Raw genomic sequence first — 20,369 nt, forward strand, 5'->3', positions numbered from 1 at the left:
GGCGACTAACCTGAAACCGTGCCGGATCCCTCGACTTACCGCCCCGCTACCGGAACCATTCCGGCTGCGCCGGGCGTCTACAAATTTCGCGATCCGCATGGTCGGGTCATTTACGTCGGAAAGGCGAAAAGCCTCCGTTCACGTTTGAACTCGTACTTCGCGGACGTCACGACACTTCATCCCCGTACTCGGCAGATGGTGACCACCGCCGGCAGCGTCGAGTGGACCGTCGTCAGTACCGAAGTCGAAGCGCTTCAGCTCGAGTACAACTGGATCAAGGAATTCGATCCGCGGTTCAACGTCCGGTACCGCGACGACAAGACGTATCCGGTTCTCGCGGTGACGCTCAACGAAGAGTTCCCGCGACTGTTCGTCTACCGCGGTCCGCGGCGCAAGGGTGTCCGGTACTTCGGTCCCTACTCCCATGCCTGGGCGATCCGCGAAACTCTCGATCTGCTGCTACGAGTCTTTCCCGCACGAACGTGCTCGTCCGGAGTCTTCAAACGGCACAACCAGATCGGTCGTCCGTGTCTGCTCGGCTACATCGACAAGTGCTCGGCGCCCTGCGTCGGGCGAGTCAGCGCCGAGGAGCATCGTCAGATCGTCGAAGATTTCTGCGACTTCCTCGCCGGCCGCACGGACAAGTTGGTCAAAGATCTCGAAAAGCGCATGCAGCAGGCTTCCGAGGACCTCGACTTCGAGACCGCAGCCCGTCTGCGTGACGATATCGGGGCTTTGCGCAAGGCGCTCGAGAAGCAGGCCGTCGTACTCGGTGACGGCACCGACGCCGATCTCGTCGCCTTTGCCACCGATGATCTCGAAGCCGCCGTTCAGGTGTTCCACGTGCGCGGCGGACGCGTGCGGGGTCAGCGTGGATGGGTCGTGGAGAAGGCAGGCGACGCCATCGACTGGGCCGCACTCGACGCCGAGTCCGACCTGCCGATCCTGGTCGAGCAGTTCCTCACCCAGTTCTACGGGGAGCAGGCGGCCCTCGACCCGGGAGCGGGTTCCGAGGCCGGGATCAGCGCAGTTCCCAAGGAAGTTCTGGTGCCGGTTCTGCCGGCAAACGCGACCGAGATCCAGGCGTGGCTGAGCAAGCTTCGGGGATCGCAAGTGCAACTGCGGGTTCCGCAACGCGGCGACAAGAAAGACCTCGCCGAAACAGTCCAGCGAAACGCGAAAGAGGCTCTGGCGCAGCACAAGCTCAAGCGCGCCGGCGATTTCACTTCGCGTTCCGCGGCGCTGCAGGGCATCCAGGAAGCACTGGACCTGGACTCGGCTCCGCTACGAATCGAATGCATCGACATCAGTCACGTCCAGGGAACCGACGTCGTGGCGTCACTGGTCGTGTTCGAGGACGGGCTCCCGCGTAAGTCGGACTACCGCCATTACGCGATCAAGGAAGCTGCCGGCGACGGTCATTCCGACGACGTCGCGAGTATCGCCGAGATCACGCGTCGGCGGTTCCTGCGCCACAACCGCGACCTGGGCGTCCTCGCGGCGTCGGCGTCGACCATGGACTCGGACGGTGGGGACCTGGCTCCCGAAGCGGCGATCGACCCGGCGACGGGCCGGCCTCGGCGGTTCGCCTATCCGCCCAATCTGTTCGTCGTGGACGGCGGCGCCCCTCAGGTCACGGCGGCAGCGGCGGTCCTCGACGAGCTGGGGGTCACTGACGTCGCGGTAGTCGGGTTGGCCAAAAGACTCGAAGAGGTATGGGTGCCGGGGGAAGAAGATCCGGTCATCCTCCCTCGGACGAGCGAGTCGTTGTACCTACTGCAGCGCATCCGAGACGAAGCCCACCGCTTCGCGATCACGTTCCATCGCAGCAAACGCTCGAGGCGGATGACGGCTTCGGCTCTGGATTCGGTCAAGGGGCTCGGTGAAACTCGTCGAACCGCTCTGGTGGCTCACTTCGGTTCCGTGGCGAAGCTGAAAACGGCAACGGTCGAGGAGATCATGCAGGTCCCCGGTATCGGTGAGACCACCGCCACAGCAGTTCTGGCCGCACTCGGCACGGATTCGGCTGCAGCCGACGCGGGTGCTGAAGCTCGAGCGCTGCCAGCCGCGGTAGGGGATGATGAGCTGGACACGGAATCCGAATCGTCTGTTACGTCTGCTGACGCGCCCAGCGCCGAATCCGGTAGCGGTGACGAGGGCTCCGAGTCGCGAGAATTGTCCATGCCGACGACGGGGCCGAGTGCACAGTGACTACCGACAGCGCCAAAGACAGTCGAACGATGGATTTCCTGCTGGTGACGGGATTGTCCGGAGCAGGTTTGAGTACCGCTGCCAAGGTGCTCGAAGACCTCGGCTGGTATGTCGCGGACAATTTGCCACCTGAGCTCATTTCCCGAATGGTCGGTCTGAGCTTGACCTCCGATCCGCCGGTCGATCGTCTGGCCGTCGTGATCGACGTGCGGAGTCGACTCTTCACCGGCGATCTCGGGTGGGTGCTCACCGAACTCGAGGCGGAACCGATCCATACTCGGGTGCTGTACCTCGAAGCGTCGGACGACGTGTTGATCCGACGGTTCGAACAGGTGCGCCGCAGTCATCCGTTGCAGAACGACGGCATCGACGGCACGTTGTCCGAAGGGATCGCAGCCGAGCGTCGGCAGTTGGCCGTGGTGAAGGCGGCCGCCGATCTGGTCATCGACACGTCGGCACTGAAGGCGCATCAGCTGCGTCAGAAGATCGAAACGGCGTTCGGAAACGATGCCAACCGCACGATGAAGGTGACGGTCCAGTCGTTCGGATTCAAGTACGGCCTGCCGATGGACGCCGATCTCGTCTGTGACGTTCGTTTCCTGCCCAATCCCCACTGGATCCCTGAACTTCGCCCGCACACCGGTCAGGATGCCGACGTCCGCGACTACGTGTTGTCCCGCGAGGGCGCGGAAGACTATCTCGACACCTACCGACATCTGGTGGATTTGACGATCGCCGGATATCGACGAGAAGGAAAGCGCTACATGACAATTGCGGTCGGATGCACCGGCGGTAAGCACCGAAGCGTAGCCATGTCCGAAGCTCTCGCGAGGCGTTTGGGTTCCGAGGACGACATCTCGGTCAGCATCGTGCACCGGGATCTGGGGCGCGAATGAGTGAACCGACACATCGCTCGCGGGAGACACCCGAAGGGCCGGCCATCGTCGCGCTCGGCGGCGGGCACGGATTGTTCGCCACGCTCCAGGCCGTCAGACGCTTGACGGTCGACGTCACCGCCGTGGTCACGGTCGCCGACGACGGTGGTTCGTCGGGCCGGCTGCGCGCCGAACTCGGCGTCATCCCGCCTGGAGACCTCCGGATGGCGCTGGCTGCTCTCGCGTCGGACGAACCCGAGATAGTCGACTGGACTCGGACCATTCAGCATCGCTTCGGCGGTGTCGGCGCACTTGCCGGGCATTCGGTGGGCAATCTCATCCTGGCCGGACTGACCGAGGTGCTCGGCGATCCGGTCGCCGCGCTCGACGAGATGGCGCGACTGCTGCGAATCCGTGGTCGTGTGCTGCCGATGTCGCCGATCGCGCTCGAGATCGAAGCCGACGTTCAGGGACTCGAGGAGGACCCCCGCGTCAGCCGCTGCATTCGTGGACAGGTTGCCGTCGCGACGACCCCGGGCAAGGTTCGGCGTGTGAGACTGCTCCCGTCCAATCCGCCCGCGTGCCCCGATGCCGTGACTGCGATCGATCGTGCCGATCTCGTGGTTCTCGGCCCGGGATCGTGGTTCTCGAGCGTGATCCCACACGTCCTGGTACCCGAACTCGTCGAATCACTGTCGTCGACGAAGGCTCGAAAGGTACTGGTGCTCAATCTCGCACCCGAGCCGGGGGAGACCGCCGGATTCTCCGCAGAGCGTCACCTGCACGTACTCTCCCAACACGTGCCCGATTTCCGGGTCGACTACGTGGTGGTCGACTCGGCGTCGGTACCGGCCGGGCGTGAACGTGAACATCTGCAGCGTGCGGCGGATCAATTTTCAGCCGAAGTCAGGTACGCGGATGTCGCGGACACCTCACCGGGCGCAGCGCATGTACACGATCCGGCAAAACTGGCCGATGTACTGGCTGAACTGTCGAGCAGTGCGGCAGTAGGGGATTCGACACAGTCTTCCCTGCAAGAACAGCAATCCGAAGAACAGAGGGAGAACGCTTCGTGGCAATGACAGCGGAGGTCAAGGACGAACTGAGCCGGTTAGTGGTGACTCAGGTCAGCTGCCGCAAGGCAGAGGTCTCCGCGTTGCTGCGCTTTGCCGGTGGGCTCCACATCGTCGGCGGCCGGGTGGTCGTCGAAGCAGAGGTGGATCTGGGCTCCACGGCGCGACGTCTGCGCCGGGAGATATTCGACCTGTTCACCTACAGTGCCGACGTGCACGTACTCAGTGCGGGCGGGCTTCGAAAGTCCGCTCGCTACATCGTGCGTGTAGCGAAGGAGGGTGAGGCCCTCGCGCGCCAGACGGGACTGCTCGATCTTCGCGGGCGCCCGGTTCGCGGCTTACCTGCGCAGGTCGTCGGCGGAAGTGTCGGCGACGCCGAAGCAGCGTGGCGCGGTGCGTTCCTCGCGCACGGTTCCCTGACCGAACCCGGCCGTTCGTCGGCGCTCGAAGTGAGCTGCCCCGGCCCGGAAGCTGCACTTGCTCTGGTTGGAGCTGCGCGGCGTCTGGGGATCTCGGCGAAGGCACGTGAGGTTCGCGGAACGGATCGTGTGGTGATCCGCGACGGTGAGGCCATCGGCGATCTCCTGACCCGAATGGGAGCCCAGGACACACGCCTGGTGTGGGAGGAGAGGCGGATGCGACGCGAGGTCCGCGCCACCGCCAATCGTCTCGCCAATTTCGACGACGCAAACCTGCGACGCTCTGCTCGCGCTGCCGTTGCGGCTGCTGCGCGCGTCGAGCGTGCGTTGGAGATCCTCGGTGAGGACGTGCCCGATCACCTCGCGGCGGCGGGTGCACTGCGCGTCGAGCATCGGCAGGCGTCCCTCGAAGAACTCGGCCAGTTGGCCGACCCGCCGATGACCAAGGACGCCGTTGCCGGACGTATCCGTCGCCTGCTGTCCATGGCTGATCGCAAGGCCAAGGAAACGGGCATACCCGACACCGAATCCGCAGTGAATGTGGAGCTACTCGAAGAGGGGTGACCTGCCCTCCGTCAGGGTGGGCTGCGCACGTTCGGGCCACGCGCATTAGGGTATGAGTCACATCGACCGATGAACCCCACGTCCGCGTCGTGCACACACGGATTCGGAGTATGCGTGGGTCAAGTTGCACACCAGAATCATGGTCAAAGGAGCGAATTGTGACTGTCCGGGTTGGCGTAAACGGTTTCGGCCGTATCGGACGTAACTTCTTCAGGGCGGTGGATGCGCAGAAGGCGCTCGGAACCACCGATATCGAGATCGTGGCAGTCAACGACCTGACTGACAACGCGACGCTCGCTCACCTGCTGAAGTACGACTCCATCCTCGGCCGTTTGCCGTACGACGTGTCGCTCGACGGTGACGACACGATCGTCGTCGGCGATCAGCGCATCAAGGCCCTCGCACACCGTGGCCCGTTGAACGAACTTCCCTGGGGCGAGCTGGGCGTCGACGTCGTCGTCGAGTCCACCGGCATCTTCACCGACGCCGCAAAGGCCAAGGGACACCTCGAAGCCGGCGCCAAGAAGGTCATCATCTCGGCTCCGGCCAAGGGTGAAGACATCACCATCGTGATGGGCGTCAACGACGACAAGTACGACGGCAGCCAGAACATCATCTCCAACGCGTCGTGCACCACCAACTGCCTCGGCCCCATCGCCAAGGTTCTCGACGACGAGTTCGGCATCGTCAAGGGTCTGATGACCACGATCCACGCGTACACCCAGGATCAGAACCTGCAGGACGCTCCGCACGCAGACCTCCGTCGCGCCCGCGCAGCTGCCCTCAACATCGTTCCCACCGGTACCGGTGCAGCCAAGGCAATCGGCCTGGTTCTCCCGCAGCTGCTCGGCAAGCTCGACGGCTACGCACTGCGCGTGCCGATCCCCACGGGCTCGGTCACCGACCTCACCGCGAACCTGAAGAAGTCGGCCACCGCCGACGAGATCAACGCTGCGATGAAGGCTGCTGCCGAAGGACCCCTCAAGGGCATCCTGAAGTACACCGACGCACCGATCGTCTCCTCGGACATCGTCACCGACCCGCACTCGTCGATCTTCGACTCGGGTCTGACGAAGGTCATCGACGACCAGGTCAAGATCGTCTCCTGGTACGACAACGAGTGGGGCTACTCCAACCGCCTCGCCGACCTCATCGGCCTCGTCGCCAAGTCTCTCTGAGCGGAGTTTCGATAACAGTGGCAGTTCAGACGCTGAAGGATCTGCTGGACGCTGGGGTCGAAGGGCGCACCGTACTGGTGCGTTCCGACCTCAACGTCCCGTTGGATGGCGGAGAAATCACGGACCCGGGTCGCATCGTCGCGTCCGCTCCCACCCTGCGGGCACTTGCCGAGGGTGGAGCGAAGGTCATCGTGACCGCGCACCTCGGGCGCCCCGACGGTCAGCCCGATCCCAAGTTCTCCCTCGCACCGGTTGCCGCGAAGTTGGCCGAAATCCTCGGTCGCAACGTGCAACTCGCCGGTGACGTCGTGGGACAGGACGCGCTGGCTCGTTCCGAAGGACTCACCGACGGTGACGTCCTGATGCTCGAGAACATCCGTTTCGACCCTCGCGAGACCAGCAAGGACGAAGCCGAGCGGGTCAAGCTCGCCAAGGCTCTCGTCGAGCTGGTCGGTGACGACGGCGCATTCGTCTCCGACGGATTCGGTGTTGTTCACCGTAAGCAGGCGTCGGTCTTCGACGTCGCGAAGCTGCTCCCGCATTACGCCGGATACCTGGTCGGCGCCGAGGTCGAGGTGCTCGCCAAGCTCACGCAGGACGCGGCGCGTCCGTACGCGGTGGTGCTCGGTGGCTCCAAGGTCTCGGACAAGCTGGCCGTCATCGAGGCACTGGCGCCGAAGGTCGACACTCTGGTGATCGGCGGCGGAATGTTCTACACGTTCCTCGCGGCTCAGGGTGTGTCCGTGGGCAATTCGCTGTGCGAAGAGTCCATGATCGAGACCTGCAAGGATCTCCTCGACCGGTACGCCGACGTCATCCACATCCCTCAGGATGTTGTCGTCGCGGACTCCTTCTCGGCCGATGCCGAGTCGAAGATCGTTCCGTTCGACAAGATTCCCGACGGCTGGATGGGTCTGGACATCGGACCGGAGTCGGTCAAGCGCTTTGCCGCGATCCTGACCGGCGCCAAGACGGTGTTCTGGAACGGCCCGATGGGCGTGTTCGAGTTCCCGAAGTTCGAGGCAGGCACCCGCGGTGTCGCCGAGGCAATCGTGGAGGCAACCGAGAAGGGCGCCTTCAGCGTCGTCGGCGGCGGCGACTCCGCAGCAGCCGTTCGTCAGCTCGGTATCCCGGACGAGGGCTTCTCGCACATTTCCACCGGTGGTGGCGCTTCCCTCGAGTACCTCGAGGGCAAAGAGCTGCCTGGCATCGCAGTACTGGAAGGCTGATCCGACATGGCACGTAAGCCGTTGATCGCCGGCAACTGGAAGATGAATCTGAACCACCTCGAGGCTATCGCCCTGGTGCAGAAGATCGCTTTCTCTTTGCCTGCGAAGTACTTCGACAAAGTGGACGTCACGGTCATCCCGCCGTTCACCGACATCCGAAGCGTCCAGACGCTGATCGAGGGCGACAAGCTCCTCCTCACGTACGGCGCGCAAGATGTCTCGGCTCATGACTCGGGTGCGTTCACGGGCGAGATCAGCGGCTCCATGCTGGCCAAGCTCGGTTGCACCTTCGTCGTGGTCGGTCACTCCGAGCGTCGCACCCTTCACGGTGAGACCAACGAGACCGTCCTCGCGAAGACGAAGGCTGCTCTCAAGAACGGCCTCACGCCGATCGTGTGCATCGGCGAAGGCCTCGAGATCCGCGAAGCGGGCGAGCATGTCGCCTACAACGTCGACCAGCTCAAGGGTTCGTTGGCGGGCCTGAGCGCGGAGGAGATCTCCAAGATCGTCATCGCGTACGAACCTGTCTGGGCCATCGGCACCGGCCGTGTCGCTTCTGCCGCCGATGCACAGGAAGTGTGTGCTGCGGTACGAGCAACAGTGGCCGAACTTGCCGACGCCGAGGTCGCGGCCGGCGTTCGCGTTCTGTACGGCGGTAGCGTCAGCTCGAAGAACGTCGGAGAGATCGTCGGCCAGACCGACGTCGACGGCGCTCTTGTCGGCGGCGCGTCACTCAAGGCTGACGAGTTCGCGACACTGTCTGCGATCGCTGCAGGCGGTCCACTCCCGTGATGATCGGGTAGTGAGCTGAAACTGCTCGAGACTAAGACTGCGGGTGTGTGACCGACTAGGTCACACGCCCGCAGTTTTTTGTTCGCGAGTCAGCTCAGGAGTTTGGTTTCCAGAGCGCCGACGAGTTCGGGAGCAAGCTCCAACCCGGCGGTCAGATAGTTCTCAACGGTTCCGTAGTGGTGCTCGACCTGCTCGAAGGCAGCGCCCAGGTAACTCGCGTCGACGGAAAGCAGCAACCGGATCACCTCGCCCTTGTCTGCATCTGTGGCAGCGGCGATCTTCGCGACTGTTGCCTCGATGTACTCGGCCGAGTACGTGTTCGTGAGCAGGTAGTCCGCCGTGATCGTTTCGCGCGGTACACCAGCGAGTGTCTGCAGTAGTGCTGCCGCCCAACCTGTTCGGTCCTTGCCCGCCGTGCAGTGGAAGAGTTGCGGCCCCTCGGTGGTCGCCAGGGCGGCGAACAACTGCGAAAATCCGTTCCGAGTGACGGGGTCTGCGACAAAGCTGCGATTGATGTTCTGCATGAAAGCTGTTGCAGCGTCCGCTGTTCGGAGAGCCATCGCTTCGGCGTGGATGTTTCCGGACAGGATGGGAATGTGGGCGTACATCGCCGGCGCCGGCACGATGTCGGGAGTTTCGTTCGCCTCGGTTTCGGAGCGCACGTCATAGACGGCGGTCAGCCCCAGCGATTCCACGATTGCAAGATCCTCGGGCGAGGGCGTCAGTACGTTTGCACGGTAGAAGACTCCGCGGCTCATCGCCTGTCCGCTGGTCGTGACGTACCCGGGGCCGGCCACGTCGCGGAAGTTGTGAATCGAAGCCAGACGTGGTGTGTCGGGCAGGGCAGTGTCGGAAAGCATGGAGCCGGCCTTTCGGAGGTAGAGTCGCGTCAACTGAAAAACTACTGAATCGGTATCTCGACAGTGTGATTGATGCCACTGACCAAGAGTCGTGCCTGGCCGGGTGCAAAGTCATGTGCGAGGCGGGTATGTGGTCAGGCTATCTGTGCGCGCCTGTATGGTGTTATCGGTTGTAGTTGTCCCTATTGGATTGGTGGACGTAGACAGACATGAAACTGTTCCTGGATATCCTGCTGGTCATCACCAGCTTGCTCCTCATCGCCTTGGTGCTCCTGCATCGCGGTAAGGGCGGCGGTTTGTCGAGTCTGTTCGGTGGCGGTGTCCAGTCCAGCCTGTCCGGATCGACTGTTGTCGAGAAGAACCTCGACCGGTTGACGGTCTTCACCGCGTTGATCTGGCTCATTTCGATCGTCGGCATCGGCCTGGAGATCAAGTTCGCCTGATTCTCGCCTCATGACTTACAGCCGGTAGTATTTCACACACGAATTTCATACACGGAACCCCGCCTATCGAGCGGGGTTCTTTGTTTCGGTCGATAATTGTGTGATGACTGAAACCGCGTCGCATCGAGAAACACCGCGAGAGGCCACCGAGCCGCTGCGCGAAGACATCCGGCTTCTCGGCGGAATACTCGGACAAATAGTGCGAGAGCAAGCCGGCGACAATGTGTTCGATCTGGTCGAGCGAGCCCGTGTCGAGTCGTTCCGAGTCCGTCGTTCGGAGATCGATCGCGCCGAACTGGTGTCGCTGTTCGCCGAAATCAGTACGGACGACGCCATTCCCGTCATCCGGGCGTTCAGTCACTTCGCACTGCTCGCCAACCTGGCCGAGGACATCCATCGCGAGCGTCGACGGGCCATCCACGTCAATGCGGGGGAACCGCCCCGCGACAGCACTCTCGCGGCCACGTACACCAAACTTGATGCAGCCGATATCGATTCGGCCACCGTCGAAGAAGCGCTGCGGGGCGCCCTGGTCTCACCCGTCATCACCGCTCACCCGACGGAGACTCGACGTCGTACGGTGTTCGAGACGCAGAGTCGGATCACCGAGTTGATGCGATACCGCGAGCGCACGGCGCTGAGCGTCGCAGAAACCGCTGATGTCGATCTGCAATTGCGCCGTCAGATCCTGACCCTGTGGCAGACGGCTCTGATCCGGCTCAGCCGCCTCCGCATCCAAGATGAAATCGAGGTAGGCCTGCGCTACTACGACGCAGCGTTGTTCGAGGTGATTCCGAAGATCAACGCCGAGGTTCGCAAAGCTCTGCGCACTCGTTGGCCGGACGCCGGGCTCCTGCCGGAACCGATCCTGAGGCCGGGTTCGTGGATCGGCGGTGACCGAGACGGCAATCCGTACGTGACCGGCGAAATCGTCCAGCGCGCCACGTCGCGCGCTGCGGCGACTGCTCTCGAGCATCACCTCGAGGAACTCGAACATCTCGAGCGTGAACTGTCGATGTCGGCGCGGCTGGTTTCCGTCACGCCCGAACTCGATCTGCTGGCGTCTACCTCCGGCGACGACTCTGCCTTCAGGGCCGACGAGCCGTACCGTCGCGCGATTCGCGGTATCCGCGGGCGCTTGAGCGCCACAGCACTGACGGTACTGGGGGAGTTGCCCGCCCACGGGTCCGACGACGGACTCGAGGCGTACACCGACCCGGCACAGTTGCAGCGGGATCTCGGAATCATCGACACCTCGTTGCGTCGTTTCGGTGACGAGACCATCGCCGACGATCGACTCGATCGGCTCCGAGAAGCGGTGGAGGTGTTCGGCTTTCACCTGTCCGGTCTGGACATGCGGCAGAACTCCGAGGTACACGAAAGCGTCGTCGCAGAACTTCTGGCGTGGGCCGGAGTTCACCCGGACTACGCGTCCTTGCCGGAAGCCGATCGAGTCGAATTGCTGTCGGCCGAGTTGACGACGCGGCGACCACTGACTTCGCCGGACGCCGAGTTCAGCGAATTGACCACCAAGGAACTGGCCATCATGGCGGCCGGTGCCAAGGCAGTGCGGGTTCTCGGAGCGGGTGCGGTACCCAACTACATCATCAGCATGTGTACCTCGGTCAGTGACATGCTCGAGGCTGCAGTGCTGCTCAAAGAGGTCGGGGTGCTCGATCCGGGCGTCGGTAGCGAGCCCTCGTGCCCGATCGGCATCGTGCCGTTGTTCGAGACGATCGAGGATCTGCAGGGCGGCGCCGACACATTGCTGGCGACGCTCGACATCCCGATCTATCGTGCGATCGTCCGTTCCCGTGGTGACAGTCAAGAAGTGATGCTCGGGTACTCCGACTCGAACAAGGACGGCGGGTACCTGGCAGCCAACTGGGCGCTGTACCGTGCCGAGCTCGACCTCGTCGATGCCGCGCGTAAGAGCGGAATCAGGTTGAGGCTCTTCCACGGCCGCGGCGGAACCGTCGGACGTGGCGGCGGACCGAGTTACGAAGCGATTCTGGCTCAGCCTCCCGGTGCAGTCGCTGGTTCTCTGCGAATCACCGAGCAGGGTGAGGTGATTGCGGCCAAGTACGCCGAACCGCGTCTGGCACATCGCAACCTCGAAACACTCATCGCCGCGACTATCGAGTCGACGTTGCTCGACGTCGAAGGACTCGGCAGCGATGCCGACGCTGCCTACGCGGTACTGGACGAGCTCGCGGCCCTCGCCCGCACCGCGTACAGCGAATTGGTGCACGACACACCAGGATTCGTGCAGTACTTCGAAGCGTCGACACCGGTCGCCGAGATCGGGGCACTCAACATCGGCTCTCGTCCGGCCTCGCGCAAGCAGACCAAGGCGATCTCCGACCTGCGAGCGATTCCCTGGGTGCTCTCGTGGAGTCAGTCTCGCGTGATGCTTCCGGGTTGGTACGGAACCGGCGCCGCGTTCGAAAGATGGATAGACGGAGACGATACTCGGCTTGCCACGTTGACGGCCCTGTACGAGAAGTGGCCGTTCTTCCGAACCGTGCTCTCGAATATGGCCATGGTGATGTCGAAGTCGGATCTCGGTTTGGCGGCCCGGTACGCGGACCTCGTGCCCGACGCCGAACTGCGCGATCGAGTCTTCGGAATGATCACCGACGAGCACGAACGCACAATTCGCATGTACAAGGCAATCACGGGCAACGAGAACCTCTTTGCCGACAACTCGGGCCTCGAGCGTTCGGTCCACAACCGGTTCCCGTACCTCGAACCTCTCAACCATCTACAGGTCGAGCTGATCCGTCGGTACCGTTCCGGCGACGAGAGCGATCAGGTGCGTCGGGGTATCCAGCTGACGATGAACGGCCTGGCCACTGCGCTTCGTAACAGTGGCTAGGTAACAGCGGCTGGTTCTGCAGGTTTACCAGGGTGTGCGTGCGGCGACTCTAGAGCTGTCGCACGCACACCCAACGCTGCGCACCGGACCGAACGGGGACCGCAGTGGATCTGCAATTGGACGGACGAACTGCCGTCGTTACCGGCGCGGGAAAAGGTATCGGGTTGGCGATCACTCGGGCCCTGGTGGCCGAGGGAGTCCACGTAGTCGCGGGCTCGCGGACGCTCTCGCCGGAACTCGAATCGCTGCAGTCCGGCGGCGCCGTCACCTTTGTCGGCGTCGACCTCGCGAGTGTCGAAGGATCAACCCGACTGCTCGAGGTTGCAGCAGCGAGGGGCGGCGTCGACATCCTGGTCAACAACGTCGGCGCCGTCACCCCGAGAACCAGCGGTTTCGCGGCCATCACGGACGAAGAGTGGGCGGCGTCGTTCAATCTGACGTTCTTGTCTGCTGTACGCACTGTTCGCGCTGCGCTGCCGGAGTTGATCCGCCGAGGTGGAGGGAGCATCGTGACGATCAGTTCGGTCAACGCATTCTTACCTGACCCCACGGTGATCGACTACAGCGCCGCCAAAGCGGCATTGACCAACTTCTCGAAGTCGTTGTCGAAAGAACTGGGCGGGCAGGGGATCCGCGTCAATACCGTCAGCCCTGGCCCGGTGCAAACGGAGTTGTGGCTCGGCAAGCACGGAGTGGCCTCGACTCTGGCGAAGGCGAGTGGATCAGCCGCCGACGACATCGTCGAAAGCGCCGCGGCCGGAGCCGAGACTGGGCGGTTCACCTTCCCCGAAGAGGTTGCCGACCTGGTGTTGTTCCTCGCCAGCGATCGTGCGGGGAACGTGACAGGCGCGGATTTCGTGATCGACGGCGGTCTGATCAAGACCTTGTGATCATTGCTGCCTGAAACCTGATCATGTGCGCGACGGTCGACGACGTGATGCACAGGATCACTGCGGACGCGATGACCACCCACAGTCCCCACCCGATGGACGGTCCGGCAGTGTGCCCTGCGAACTCGGTACTACGTCGCACGATGGACGCGGCGTTTCCGACGGCAACGATCAATACCGCGATTCCGACCAAAGGGCCGGTGCAGTGATTCTTGATCTCGGGCGTGACGTCTCGAACCATGAGGGTGATCAACGCGGTCACCGCGCACAGAGCGAGGACGAGAGTGATCGCTCCGCATTCGTCGACACCACTGTGGTCCAGCGCAGAGGATGACGTCCACGGGCCGAGGCTTCCGGCGACGATCCCGGCGCACGCCCAGAGCGATCCGATGAGGCTAGGTCCGAAACGGTCGGGCATGAGGGAGGGAATTGCGCGGGTCGACGGCGTCTGAAACCCGAAGGCGCGTTGGTGATCCGGCTGATTGGGTGTGAACGTCACGGGACGGACCACCTTTCCTCCGCGGCGTCGAGCCGCCCAATCCAATGCTTTTCCGGAGTCTAAGGGCCGCCCAGTTCACTTTTGCCGAATCGAGCGAAATTGATCGAACCGGCGCTAGGGCTCGAGCAACTCGGCGTGAGAATATTCGTTGCGGCCCGCACCGACGAGGCGCTTACTGTTCAAACGGCGTCGTGAACGACACTGGTTTGCCGGCGGCGCGCGCGTACGCGATCTCTCGGCGCGTGGACTCACCGATGTATCCGCGAGGGTTGACGACCAGAACCCGATCGGCGAGGTCGATCTTGCGCAGATGGAGCGCGTCGAGCAGGTTCTTCTGCTCGACAGAGACCGCCTCGTCTGCTTCAACCGGCGCGACGACGATCACGCCCGCGAACGTCAGGTCGCGGTTCGCCTCCCGCATCTCTTCAGCGAATCGCGCAGAGCCGCAGATACAGACAATCTCAGGTCGATCGGGCACGGTTCAGTCTCTCATCGACGCGAGAGCCCGCGGCCACACCAGTCTCGTGAGATATCTTCGGCAACGCACCCCAGCTGTCAGTGAACGAAGTCCAGAGCTTCCTTGATCCACGCGTTGAATTCGACGTTCGAACTCGTCCCGGTTCGGTCGACGACGATCCATCCCTTGCTCATCGGCTTACCCCGCATCTCGGGCCAGCTTGCACCCTTGTGCGTCAGAAGCTCGTCGACTCGATCGGGGTCACACCGAACCATGATGTTGCCGTGTGAGTTCGCACTGGCGGCCAGCTTCCCGTTCACCATGAAGCTCAGCCCACCGAACATCTTTACTTCCTCGACGTCGTCCTCGCCCGAGAGCGCATCGCGGATACGCTCAGCCAGCGCTTTGTCGTATGCCATGGAGGCCTCCTGGGGTGGAGTTCCAGGTTAGATCAGATGGCGCAGGTACGTGTGCGGGTCGTGAAGGAACCGCTGCCAGTTCGAGACCAGATCGAGGTCCTCCCAGCTCGAGGCTCGGATTCCCCATTCGCCGATCTCGAGCAGGTTGGCGTTCGGCAGCGCCGCGATGATCGGCGAGTGCGTCGCGATCACCGCCTGCGCGCCGGATTCCACCAACTCGCCGAGCAGCGCGGCCAGTGTCAGGGTCCCCTGGAAGGAGAGTGCGGCATCGGGTTCGTCGACGAGATAGAAGCCGCCGTCGGCGGTCCTCGACGACAGGATCTCGAGCAGCGCCTCACCGTGGGAGAGGTGATGGTAAAGCGGTTCAGGTCGCTTGGGATTGGGGTTGTCCTCCAAGTACGTGTACAAACCGTGCAGGGTTTCGTCTCGGAGGTAGTACGCCCACTTCGATGCTCCGGGACTCCGCTCGATCACAAGGTCGAGGCCGCCCGGTTCACTCGATCGAGTCTGATGCCGCGTATTGGTCGACCCGCCTTCGGCGTTGAGACCGAGAACGGCGGCAATAATTTCGATGACGGTCGACTTTCCCGCTCCGTTTTCGCCGACCAGAATGGTGACACCCGGTGGTAGCTCGAGACCGTCCTGAACGATCTGCGCGACTGCAGGCACCGTCATCGGCCAGCTGCCTACGTCGGCGCCCGACGATGGCCCGGCCTTGATGCGCCGGATGGGTTGTCTCTGCACGGCCATACGTTCTCACAAGGCTCCGACGAGAACGGACGTTAGTGGCGCTGCGCGAGCAATTCGACGATCCGAGCCACGAGATCGAGAGGGATCGGTTTGTTCAGCGGGAACTTCACGGTTGATTTCGCAGCCCGGTAAGGGTCGACGGACTTCTCGAACTCGGCGTCACCCGCCGGGAGCGGGTACATCGAGATGTGGTTTTTCCAGCCTGCGAAGTGAATCAGGTTCTTTCCGTTCACCGTCATGGTCGGCATCTGATAGCTGATGGTCTCATCGAGGCCTGGAACCGTGTTGTGAATCGTCTCGCGGATACTCTCGAGGGCTGGTTGCACGTCGGTGGGAAACGAAGCGATGTATTCGTCGATCGTCGCGAATTCGGCCATGCGCGGATCATAATCGCAGCCGGATTCATTTGGTCCGCCAGAAATCGGGGCGGCTGCCGTCCGCGTCGGTGAACCCGTATTCCGTTCCGAGTTCGCCTGAACTGACCGTCGCTGATTCCATCGCTGTCGATTCGGATCGGCAGCGATGGCCGCGATCGCACGTCCGATGAATCTCGGTGACTCGGAGCGTGCGAAACCCGCGGGCGCAGTCGGACCATCCCGCTCCGGCAACAAAGCGTCACGCCAATTCGATTCGCCGACACCAAAATTGTCGAGCATCATCTCCGATCGCAGGAACCCGGGAGTGATGGCGACGGCAGTACAGCCGAACGGGGCAAGTTCGTGGCCTTGCGAAAATGCGAGCCTGTTCACGGACAGCTTGGCCAAGTCGTAGAACACCGAGATTCGATAGTTCGATGCGTTGTATTCGGTAGTGCCATCGGTTATTTCGGCGACCAGTCCGCCTGGCCGATCGGTCATGAGCGGCAGGAGGTGGTGCGACGTGGTGATGTGGGTGTCGATCGCCAGACGCAAGATGTGAAACCCCTTGTCCAGATCGTGTTCCCATACCGGCGTGTTCCACTCCGCCGGCCCACCCTTGAGTAATTCCGCGCCCCAGATATCGTTGACCAAGATGTCGATATGGTGATAGTCGATTCGCAAGCGTTCGGCGAGATCAGCCACTTGTTTGCTCTTGAGATGATCGACGGCAATCGGCACGCCGACGCCGCCCAGTTCGGTGACCAACTCTGCCGTCTCTTCGATGGTCTCTCCGCGCGGATAGTCCGACTGAAGAATTCCGGCAGATGTGCTCCGGCCAGTGCAGATGACGGTTGCACCGGCCTCGCCCAAGGCCGCGGCGATTCCGCGTCCGGCGCCCCTCGTCGCCCCGGCAACTACAGCCACTCGCCCGCGAAGTGCGTCCGGATTCGGTGTCCACGACATTGTTCGATTGTTCTCGCCTGGATTGCTTCGTTCAAGAGTGAACGCGATCTGCGGAACCGAACCTTACTTCGCGGCGTCCAAGGTAGTAATCATTCGGATGAAGGAGGCAGGGGGAGAGATGAATCGTTGTGTGGGGCGCAGTGCCGGTTGGAGAAACGGGATCTCGGGATTGAGTTCCGTTCCGTCAAAAGGAAATTCGCATCGGATCCGGACTCGGCGGGTAGTCGAAAGTCGCCACGGTGAGAAAGTCGTCGACGTACCACCAAGCCGGGAATCGCCGGAAGACGATTCCCGACCTGTGTGAATCAGATCTGTGAAATCAGATCAGGGAAGCTGTGAGGCAGCGTCCGTATCGAGGAACCAACGTGTCGCAACCAAACCGGTGGCGCCGGCGGACGGCCAGTCGTCGGCCGAAGCACCTCCGACGGCTTTGGCAACAGCCTCGGCCTTTGCAGCACCCGAGACGAGCAGCCAGACCTCTTTGGCTCGCCGAACAGCAGGCAACGTGAGGGTGATCCGCACCGGTGGCGGCTTGGGGGAGTCCGTCACCGCGACTACGAAACGCGCTTCTTCGCGAACAGCGTCGGTGTGCGGGAACAACGAGTTGACGTGTCCTTCGCCGCCCATACCGAGCAGGTGCACGTCGAACGTCGGAACCTGATTCCCGTGTGCCTGAGCGCCCAGCAGTTGTTCGTACGCCGTCGCCGCCCCGTGTGGATCACCGTCGTAGATACCGTCGGATGCGGCCATCGCATGTACCCTGTCGGGATCGACCGGCACATGATCGAGAAGCGCCTCACGTGCTTGCACTTCGTTCCGCTCGGGATCGCCGGACGGCAGGAACCGTTCGTCGCCCCAGTACAGATCGATCTGCGACCAGTCGATGTCGCCGGTAGCTTCACGCAACTTCTCGAGAAGTGCGATGCCGGTTCCACCGCCAGTCAGCACGATGGACGCAAACCCGCGAGCCTTCTGGGCATCGACGATGGTCGTGACCAGGCGTGCGGCGGCAGCGTCGACAAGTTGGCCGGCGTCGGAGAACTTCTCCACGACAACATCACTCATAGGTCACCTTCTCCAATCCGGCCAGAGCTTCTTCGTAGATCTCGTCCGGATCGAGCCGACGCAATTCCTCGGCGAGGCAATCGCGTGTCTCTCGACGACCCAGAGAAACCAGCGCGTCAGGCTGACCGGTGCGGATCAACGTAGCGGTCGTGCCCTCCTGCGGACGACTGATGGAGATACTGCGGGTCTCGAGCTTCAACTCGACCGTCAGCTCACCCGTACGCCGAATGACCGGACCGTCGATCTTGGCCGCCAACCAACCGGCGAGAATATCCAGTGCCGGTTCGGTTTTGAGACCGGAGACCACCGCTGAGGTGATCTTCTCGTGCGGCGGCTGATCGAGAGCCGACGCGAGGAGCGCGCGCCAGTAGGTGACGCGACTCCAGGCGAGATCGGTATCGCCGGCGGTGTACGACGCGAGTCGCCCCTTGATGGTGGCGGTCGGATCGGGGGCGCCGGTGGCATCGGTGATGCGCCGTATCGCGAGCTTCCCGACGGGATCCTTGGCCGGAATCTCGGGTGCCTCGAGGGGCCACCACGCGACTACCGGTGTATCGGGGAGCAGGAACGGGATGACGACGCTGCTCTCGTGATCCGCAAGCGGACCGTAGAGACGCAACACGACAACCTCCGAGGCGCCGGCGTCCCCGCCGACACGGATCTGAGCATCGAGCCTGGGCTCACTCTGCTCGTCGCCACGCAGAAGCACGATGACGCGGCAAGGGTGCTCGCGGCTTGCTTCGTTGGCGGCCTCGATGGCTTCCTCGGCATTCCCGGTGTCCCTGGTGCAGACGACGAGCGTCAACACTCGTCCCAAGGTGACAGCGCCGCCGGTCTTACGTACCTCGACCAGTTTCTTGCTGACCTGGACCGTGGTGGTGGACGGCAAATCGAGAATCACTAGGGTCGCCTCCATTCGCGTCCGGTGCGTTGCATCATTTCGTCCGCAGACGGTGGTCCCCACGTTCCGGCCTCGTAGGGTTCCGGCTTACCGCCGGCAGCCCAGTGCTCGAGGACGGGATCGAGGATCTCCCAAGACAATTCGACTTCGGCATTCACCGGGAACAGAGACGGCTCGCCGAGCAACACGTCGAGAATGAGCCGCTCGTACGCCTCCGGAGACGACTCGGTGAAAGCCTGGCCGTACGAGAAGTCCATGTTGACGTCACGGACTTCCATGCTCGATCCGGGAACCTTCGAGCCGAACCGCATGGTGACGCCCTCGTCGGGCTGCACGCGGATGACCAGAGCGTTCTGGCCGAGGTCTTCGGTCATCGTCTTGTCGAACGGTAGGTGCGGTGCACGTTTGAACACCACCGCGATCTCGGTGACACGGCGTCCGAGTCGTTTGCCCGTGCGCAGGTAGAACGGCACACCCGCCCAGCGGCGGGTGTCGACCTCGAGGGTGATGGCGGCAAAGGTCTCCGTGATGGAGTCCGCTGCGAAGCCGTCTTCTTCGAGGAGCCCGACCACCGGCAGCCCACCCTGCCAGCCGCCCGCGTACTGGCCGCGGGCGGTGGTCTCGTCGAGGGGCTCGGCAAGGCGAGTAGCCGAGAGGACCTTGATCTTCTCCGCCTGCAGATTGAGCGGCTCGAAGCTGATGGGTTCTTCCATCGCCGTGAACGCGAGCAACTGCAGCAGGTGGTTCTGGATCACGTCACGGGCCGCGCCGATGCCGTCGTAGTACCCCGCGCGTCCACCGAGGCCGATGTCCTCGGCCATCGTGATCTGAACGTGGTCGACGTAGTGCGCGTTCCAGATCGGATCGAACAACTGGTTCGCGAAGCGCAGAGCCAGAATGTTCTGGACGGTTTCCTTACCGAGGTAGTGGTCGATACGGAAGACCGTGTCCTCGGGGAACACCTTGTTGACGACGGCGTTCAGTTCGCGAGCGCTCTCGAGGTCGTGGCCGAACGGCTTCTCGATGACGACTCGTCGCCACTGACCGTCCTCGGCCTGCGCGAGGCCCGACGCCGACAGTTGCTCGAGCACCTGAGGAAACGCGTTGGGCGGAATCGCAAGGTAGAAACCGTGATTGCCGCCGATACCACGTTCGTTGTCGAGCGTGGCCAACGTGTCGGACAGGTTCTGGAAGGCCTCGGCCTCGTCGAAACTGCCCTCCACGAACCGGATACCTTCGGCGAGCCTCTCCCAGACGTCCTGACGGAACTTGGTGCGAGCGCCGTCCTTGACTGCTTCGAGGACGACGTTCGTGAAGTCCTCGTCCGTCCAGTCACGCCGGGCGAACCCGACCAAAGCGAATCCGGGCGGCAACAGTCCACGGTTGGCGAGGTCGTAGATGGCGGGCATGAGCTTGCGCCTGGCAAGGTCGCCGGTAACACCGAAAATCACCAGGGCGCAGGGCCCCGCAATGTGCGGAAGCCGTTTGTCGGTGCTGTCCCGAAGGGGATTCACCCAATCTGATGCCGCCGCGGAATCGCTCAC

At 62.9% G+C, this 20,369-nt stretch carries 19 protein-coding genes and 1 pseudogene; 10 read left to right on the forward strand and 10 right to left on the reverse strand.

Annotated features, from left to right (window positions below; translation table 11 throughout):
* The first annotated feature begins 18 nt into the window (after positions 1-18).
* The 7 genes from uvrC to tpiA all read left to right on the forward strand — a co-directional run bounded on the left by uvrC (position 19) and on the right by tpiA (position 8,341).
* Positions 19-2,211: an excinuclease ABC subunit UvrC gene (uvrC, locus tag M1L53_RS24400; protein WP_003944805.1), complete on the forward strand. Its 2,193-nt coding sequence runs from the start codon at positions 19-21 to the stop codon at positions 2,209-2,211.
* Positions 2,208-3,107, forward strand: a complete 900-nt coding sequence (gene rapZ, locus M1L53_RS24405) for an RNase adapter RapZ (protein ID WP_003944872.1) — start codon at positions 2,208-2,210, stop codon at positions 3,105-3,107. Before uvrC ends, rapZ begins: the two co-directional genes overlap by 4 nt.
* Positions 3,104-4,168 (forward strand): uridine diphosphate-N-acetylglucosamine-binding protein YvcK, encoded by a 1,065-nt coding sequence (yvcK, locus tag M1L53_RS24410; RefSeq protein WP_054188215.1) that lies wholly within the window; start codon positions 3,104-3,106, stop codon positions 4,166-4,168. Before rapZ ends, yvcK begins: the two co-directional genes overlap by 4 nt.
* Positions 4,165-5,142: a DNA-binding protein WhiA gene (gene whiA, locus M1L53_RS24415; protein ID WP_021344225.1), complete on the forward strand. Its 978-nt coding sequence runs from the start codon at positions 4,165-4,167 to the stop codon at positions 5,140-5,142. The genes yvcK and whiA overlap by 4 nt, the downstream gene beginning before the upstream one ends.
* Before the next feature lie 158 nt (positions 5,143-5,300).
* A complete protein-coding gene (gene gap / locus M1L53_RS24420; RefSeq protein ID WP_003944851.1) occupies positions 5,301-6,320 on the forward strand; it encodes a type I glyceraldehyde-3-phosphate dehydrogenase in 1,020 nt (339 codons plus the stop codon).
* 17 nt (positions 6,321-6,337) lie between these two features.
* Entirely contained in the window at positions 6,338-7,549 is a 1,212-nt protein-coding gene (locus M1L53_RS24425) for a phosphoglycerate kinase (RefSeq protein WP_003944901.1), read from the forward strand.
* Between the two features lie 6 nt (positions 7,550-7,555).
* On the forward strand, positions 7,556-8,341 hold the full coding sequence (gene tpiA, locus M1L53_RS24430) for a triose-phosphate isomerase (RefSeq protein ID WP_042445664.1): 786 nt from the start codon (positions 7,556-7,558) through the stop codon (positions 8,339-8,341).
* Between the two features lie 89 nt (positions 8,342-8,430).
* Here the strand turns inward: tpiA and M1L53_RS24435 are convergent, their stop codons facing one another.
* A complete protein-coding gene (locus M1L53_RS24435; protein ID WP_050656344.1) occupies positions 8,431-9,201 on the reverse strand; it encodes a tyrosine-protein phosphatase in 771 nt (256 codons plus the stop codon).
* Between the two features lie 209 nt (positions 9,202-9,410).
* Here M1L53_RS24435 and secG point away from each other — a divergent pair, with 209 nt between their 5' ends.
* From secG to M1L53_RS24450, 3 genes are all read left to right on the forward strand, one after another.
* Positions 9,411-9,644, forward strand: a complete 234-nt coding sequence (gene secG, locus M1L53_RS24440) for a preprotein translocase subunit SecG (RefSeq protein ID WP_003944946.1) — start codon at positions 9,411-9,413, stop codon at positions 9,642-9,644.
* Positions 9,645-9,747: 103 nt separating this feature from the next.
* Positions 9,748-12,522, forward strand: coding sequence for a phosphoenolpyruvate carboxylase (gene ppc, locus M1L53_RS24445; RefSeq protein ID WP_030536411.1), 2,775 nt, complete (start codon positions 9,748-9,750; stop codon positions 12,520-12,522).
* A gap of 104 nt (positions 12,523-12,626) precedes the next feature.
* Positions 12,627-13,412, forward strand: coding sequence for an oxidoreductase (locus M1L53_RS24450; protein WP_042919818.1), 786 nt, complete (start codon positions 12,627-12,629; stop codon positions 13,410-13,412).
* Here M1L53_RS24450 and M1L53_RS24455 read toward each other — a convergent pair.
* The 9 genes and pseudogenes from M1L53_RS24455 to zwf all read right to left on the reverse strand — a co-directional run bounded on the left by M1L53_RS24455 (position 13,399) and on the right by zwf (position 20,369).
* Positions 13,399-13,911, reverse strand: coding sequence for a hypothetical protein (locus tag M1L53_RS24455; protein ID WP_230587563.1), 513 nt, complete (start codon positions 13,909-13,911; stop codon positions 13,399-13,401). The two genes, M1L53_RS24450 and M1L53_RS24455, sit on opposite strands and share 14 nt — an antisense overlap.
* 172 nt (positions 13,912-14,083) lie before the next feature.
* Complete coding sequence (locus M1L53_RS24460) at positions 14,084-14,332, reverse strand: hypothetical protein (RefSeq protein WP_230359854.1); 249 nt, start codon at positions 14,330-14,332, stop codon at positions 14,084-14,086.
* 134 nt (positions 14,333-14,466) lie between these two features.
* Positions 14,467-14,787: a TfoX/Sxy family protein gene (locus M1L53_RS24465; RefSeq protein ID WP_003944891.1), complete on the reverse strand. Its 321-nt coding sequence runs from the start codon at positions 14,785-14,787 to the stop codon at positions 14,467-14,469.
* A 27-nt stretch (positions 14,788-14,814) separates the two neighbouring features.
* Positions 14,815-15,537 (reverse strand): AAA family ATPase, encoded by a 723-nt coding sequence (locus M1L53_RS24470; protein ID WP_054188218.1) that lies wholly within the window; start codon positions 15,535-15,537, stop codon positions 14,815-14,817.
* Between the two features lie 32 nt (positions 15,538-15,569).
* Complete coding sequence (locus M1L53_RS24475; RefSeq protein WP_054188219.1) at positions 15,570-15,914, reverse strand: iron chaperone; 345 nt, start codon at positions 15,912-15,914, stop codon at positions 15,570-15,572.
* A 25-nt stretch (positions 15,915-15,939) separates the two neighbouring features.
* Positions 15,940-16,859 (reverse strand): annotated as a pseudogene (locus M1L53_RS24480) (SDR family oxidoreductase).
* Positions 16,860-17,183: 324 nt separating this feature from the next.
* On the reverse strand, positions 17,184-17,924 hold the full coding sequence (pgl, locus tag M1L53_RS24485; RefSeq protein ID WP_054188220.1) for a 6-phosphogluconolactonase: 741 nt from the start codon (positions 17,922-17,924) through the stop codon (positions 17,184-17,186).
* A complete protein-coding gene (gene opcA / locus M1L53_RS24490) occupies positions 17,917-18,825 on the reverse strand; it encodes a glucose-6-phosphate dehydrogenase assembly protein OpcA (protein ID WP_003944921.1) in 909 nt (302 codons plus the stop codon). The genes pgl and opcA overlap by 8 nt, the downstream gene beginning before the upstream one ends.
* A complete protein-coding gene (gene zwf / locus M1L53_RS24495) occupies positions 18,825-20,369 on the reverse strand; it encodes a glucose-6-phosphate dehydrogenase (protein ID WP_030536404.1) in 1,545 nt (514 codons plus the stop codon). Before zwf ends, opcA begins: the two co-directional genes overlap by 1 nt.

The sequence above is a fragment of the Rhodococcus sp. T9N genome (assembly GCF_024436645.1).
Classification (GTDB): domain Bacteria; phylum Actinomycetota; class Actinomycetes; order Mycobacteriales; family Mycobacteriaceae; genus Rhodococcus_F; species Rhodococcus_F qingshengii.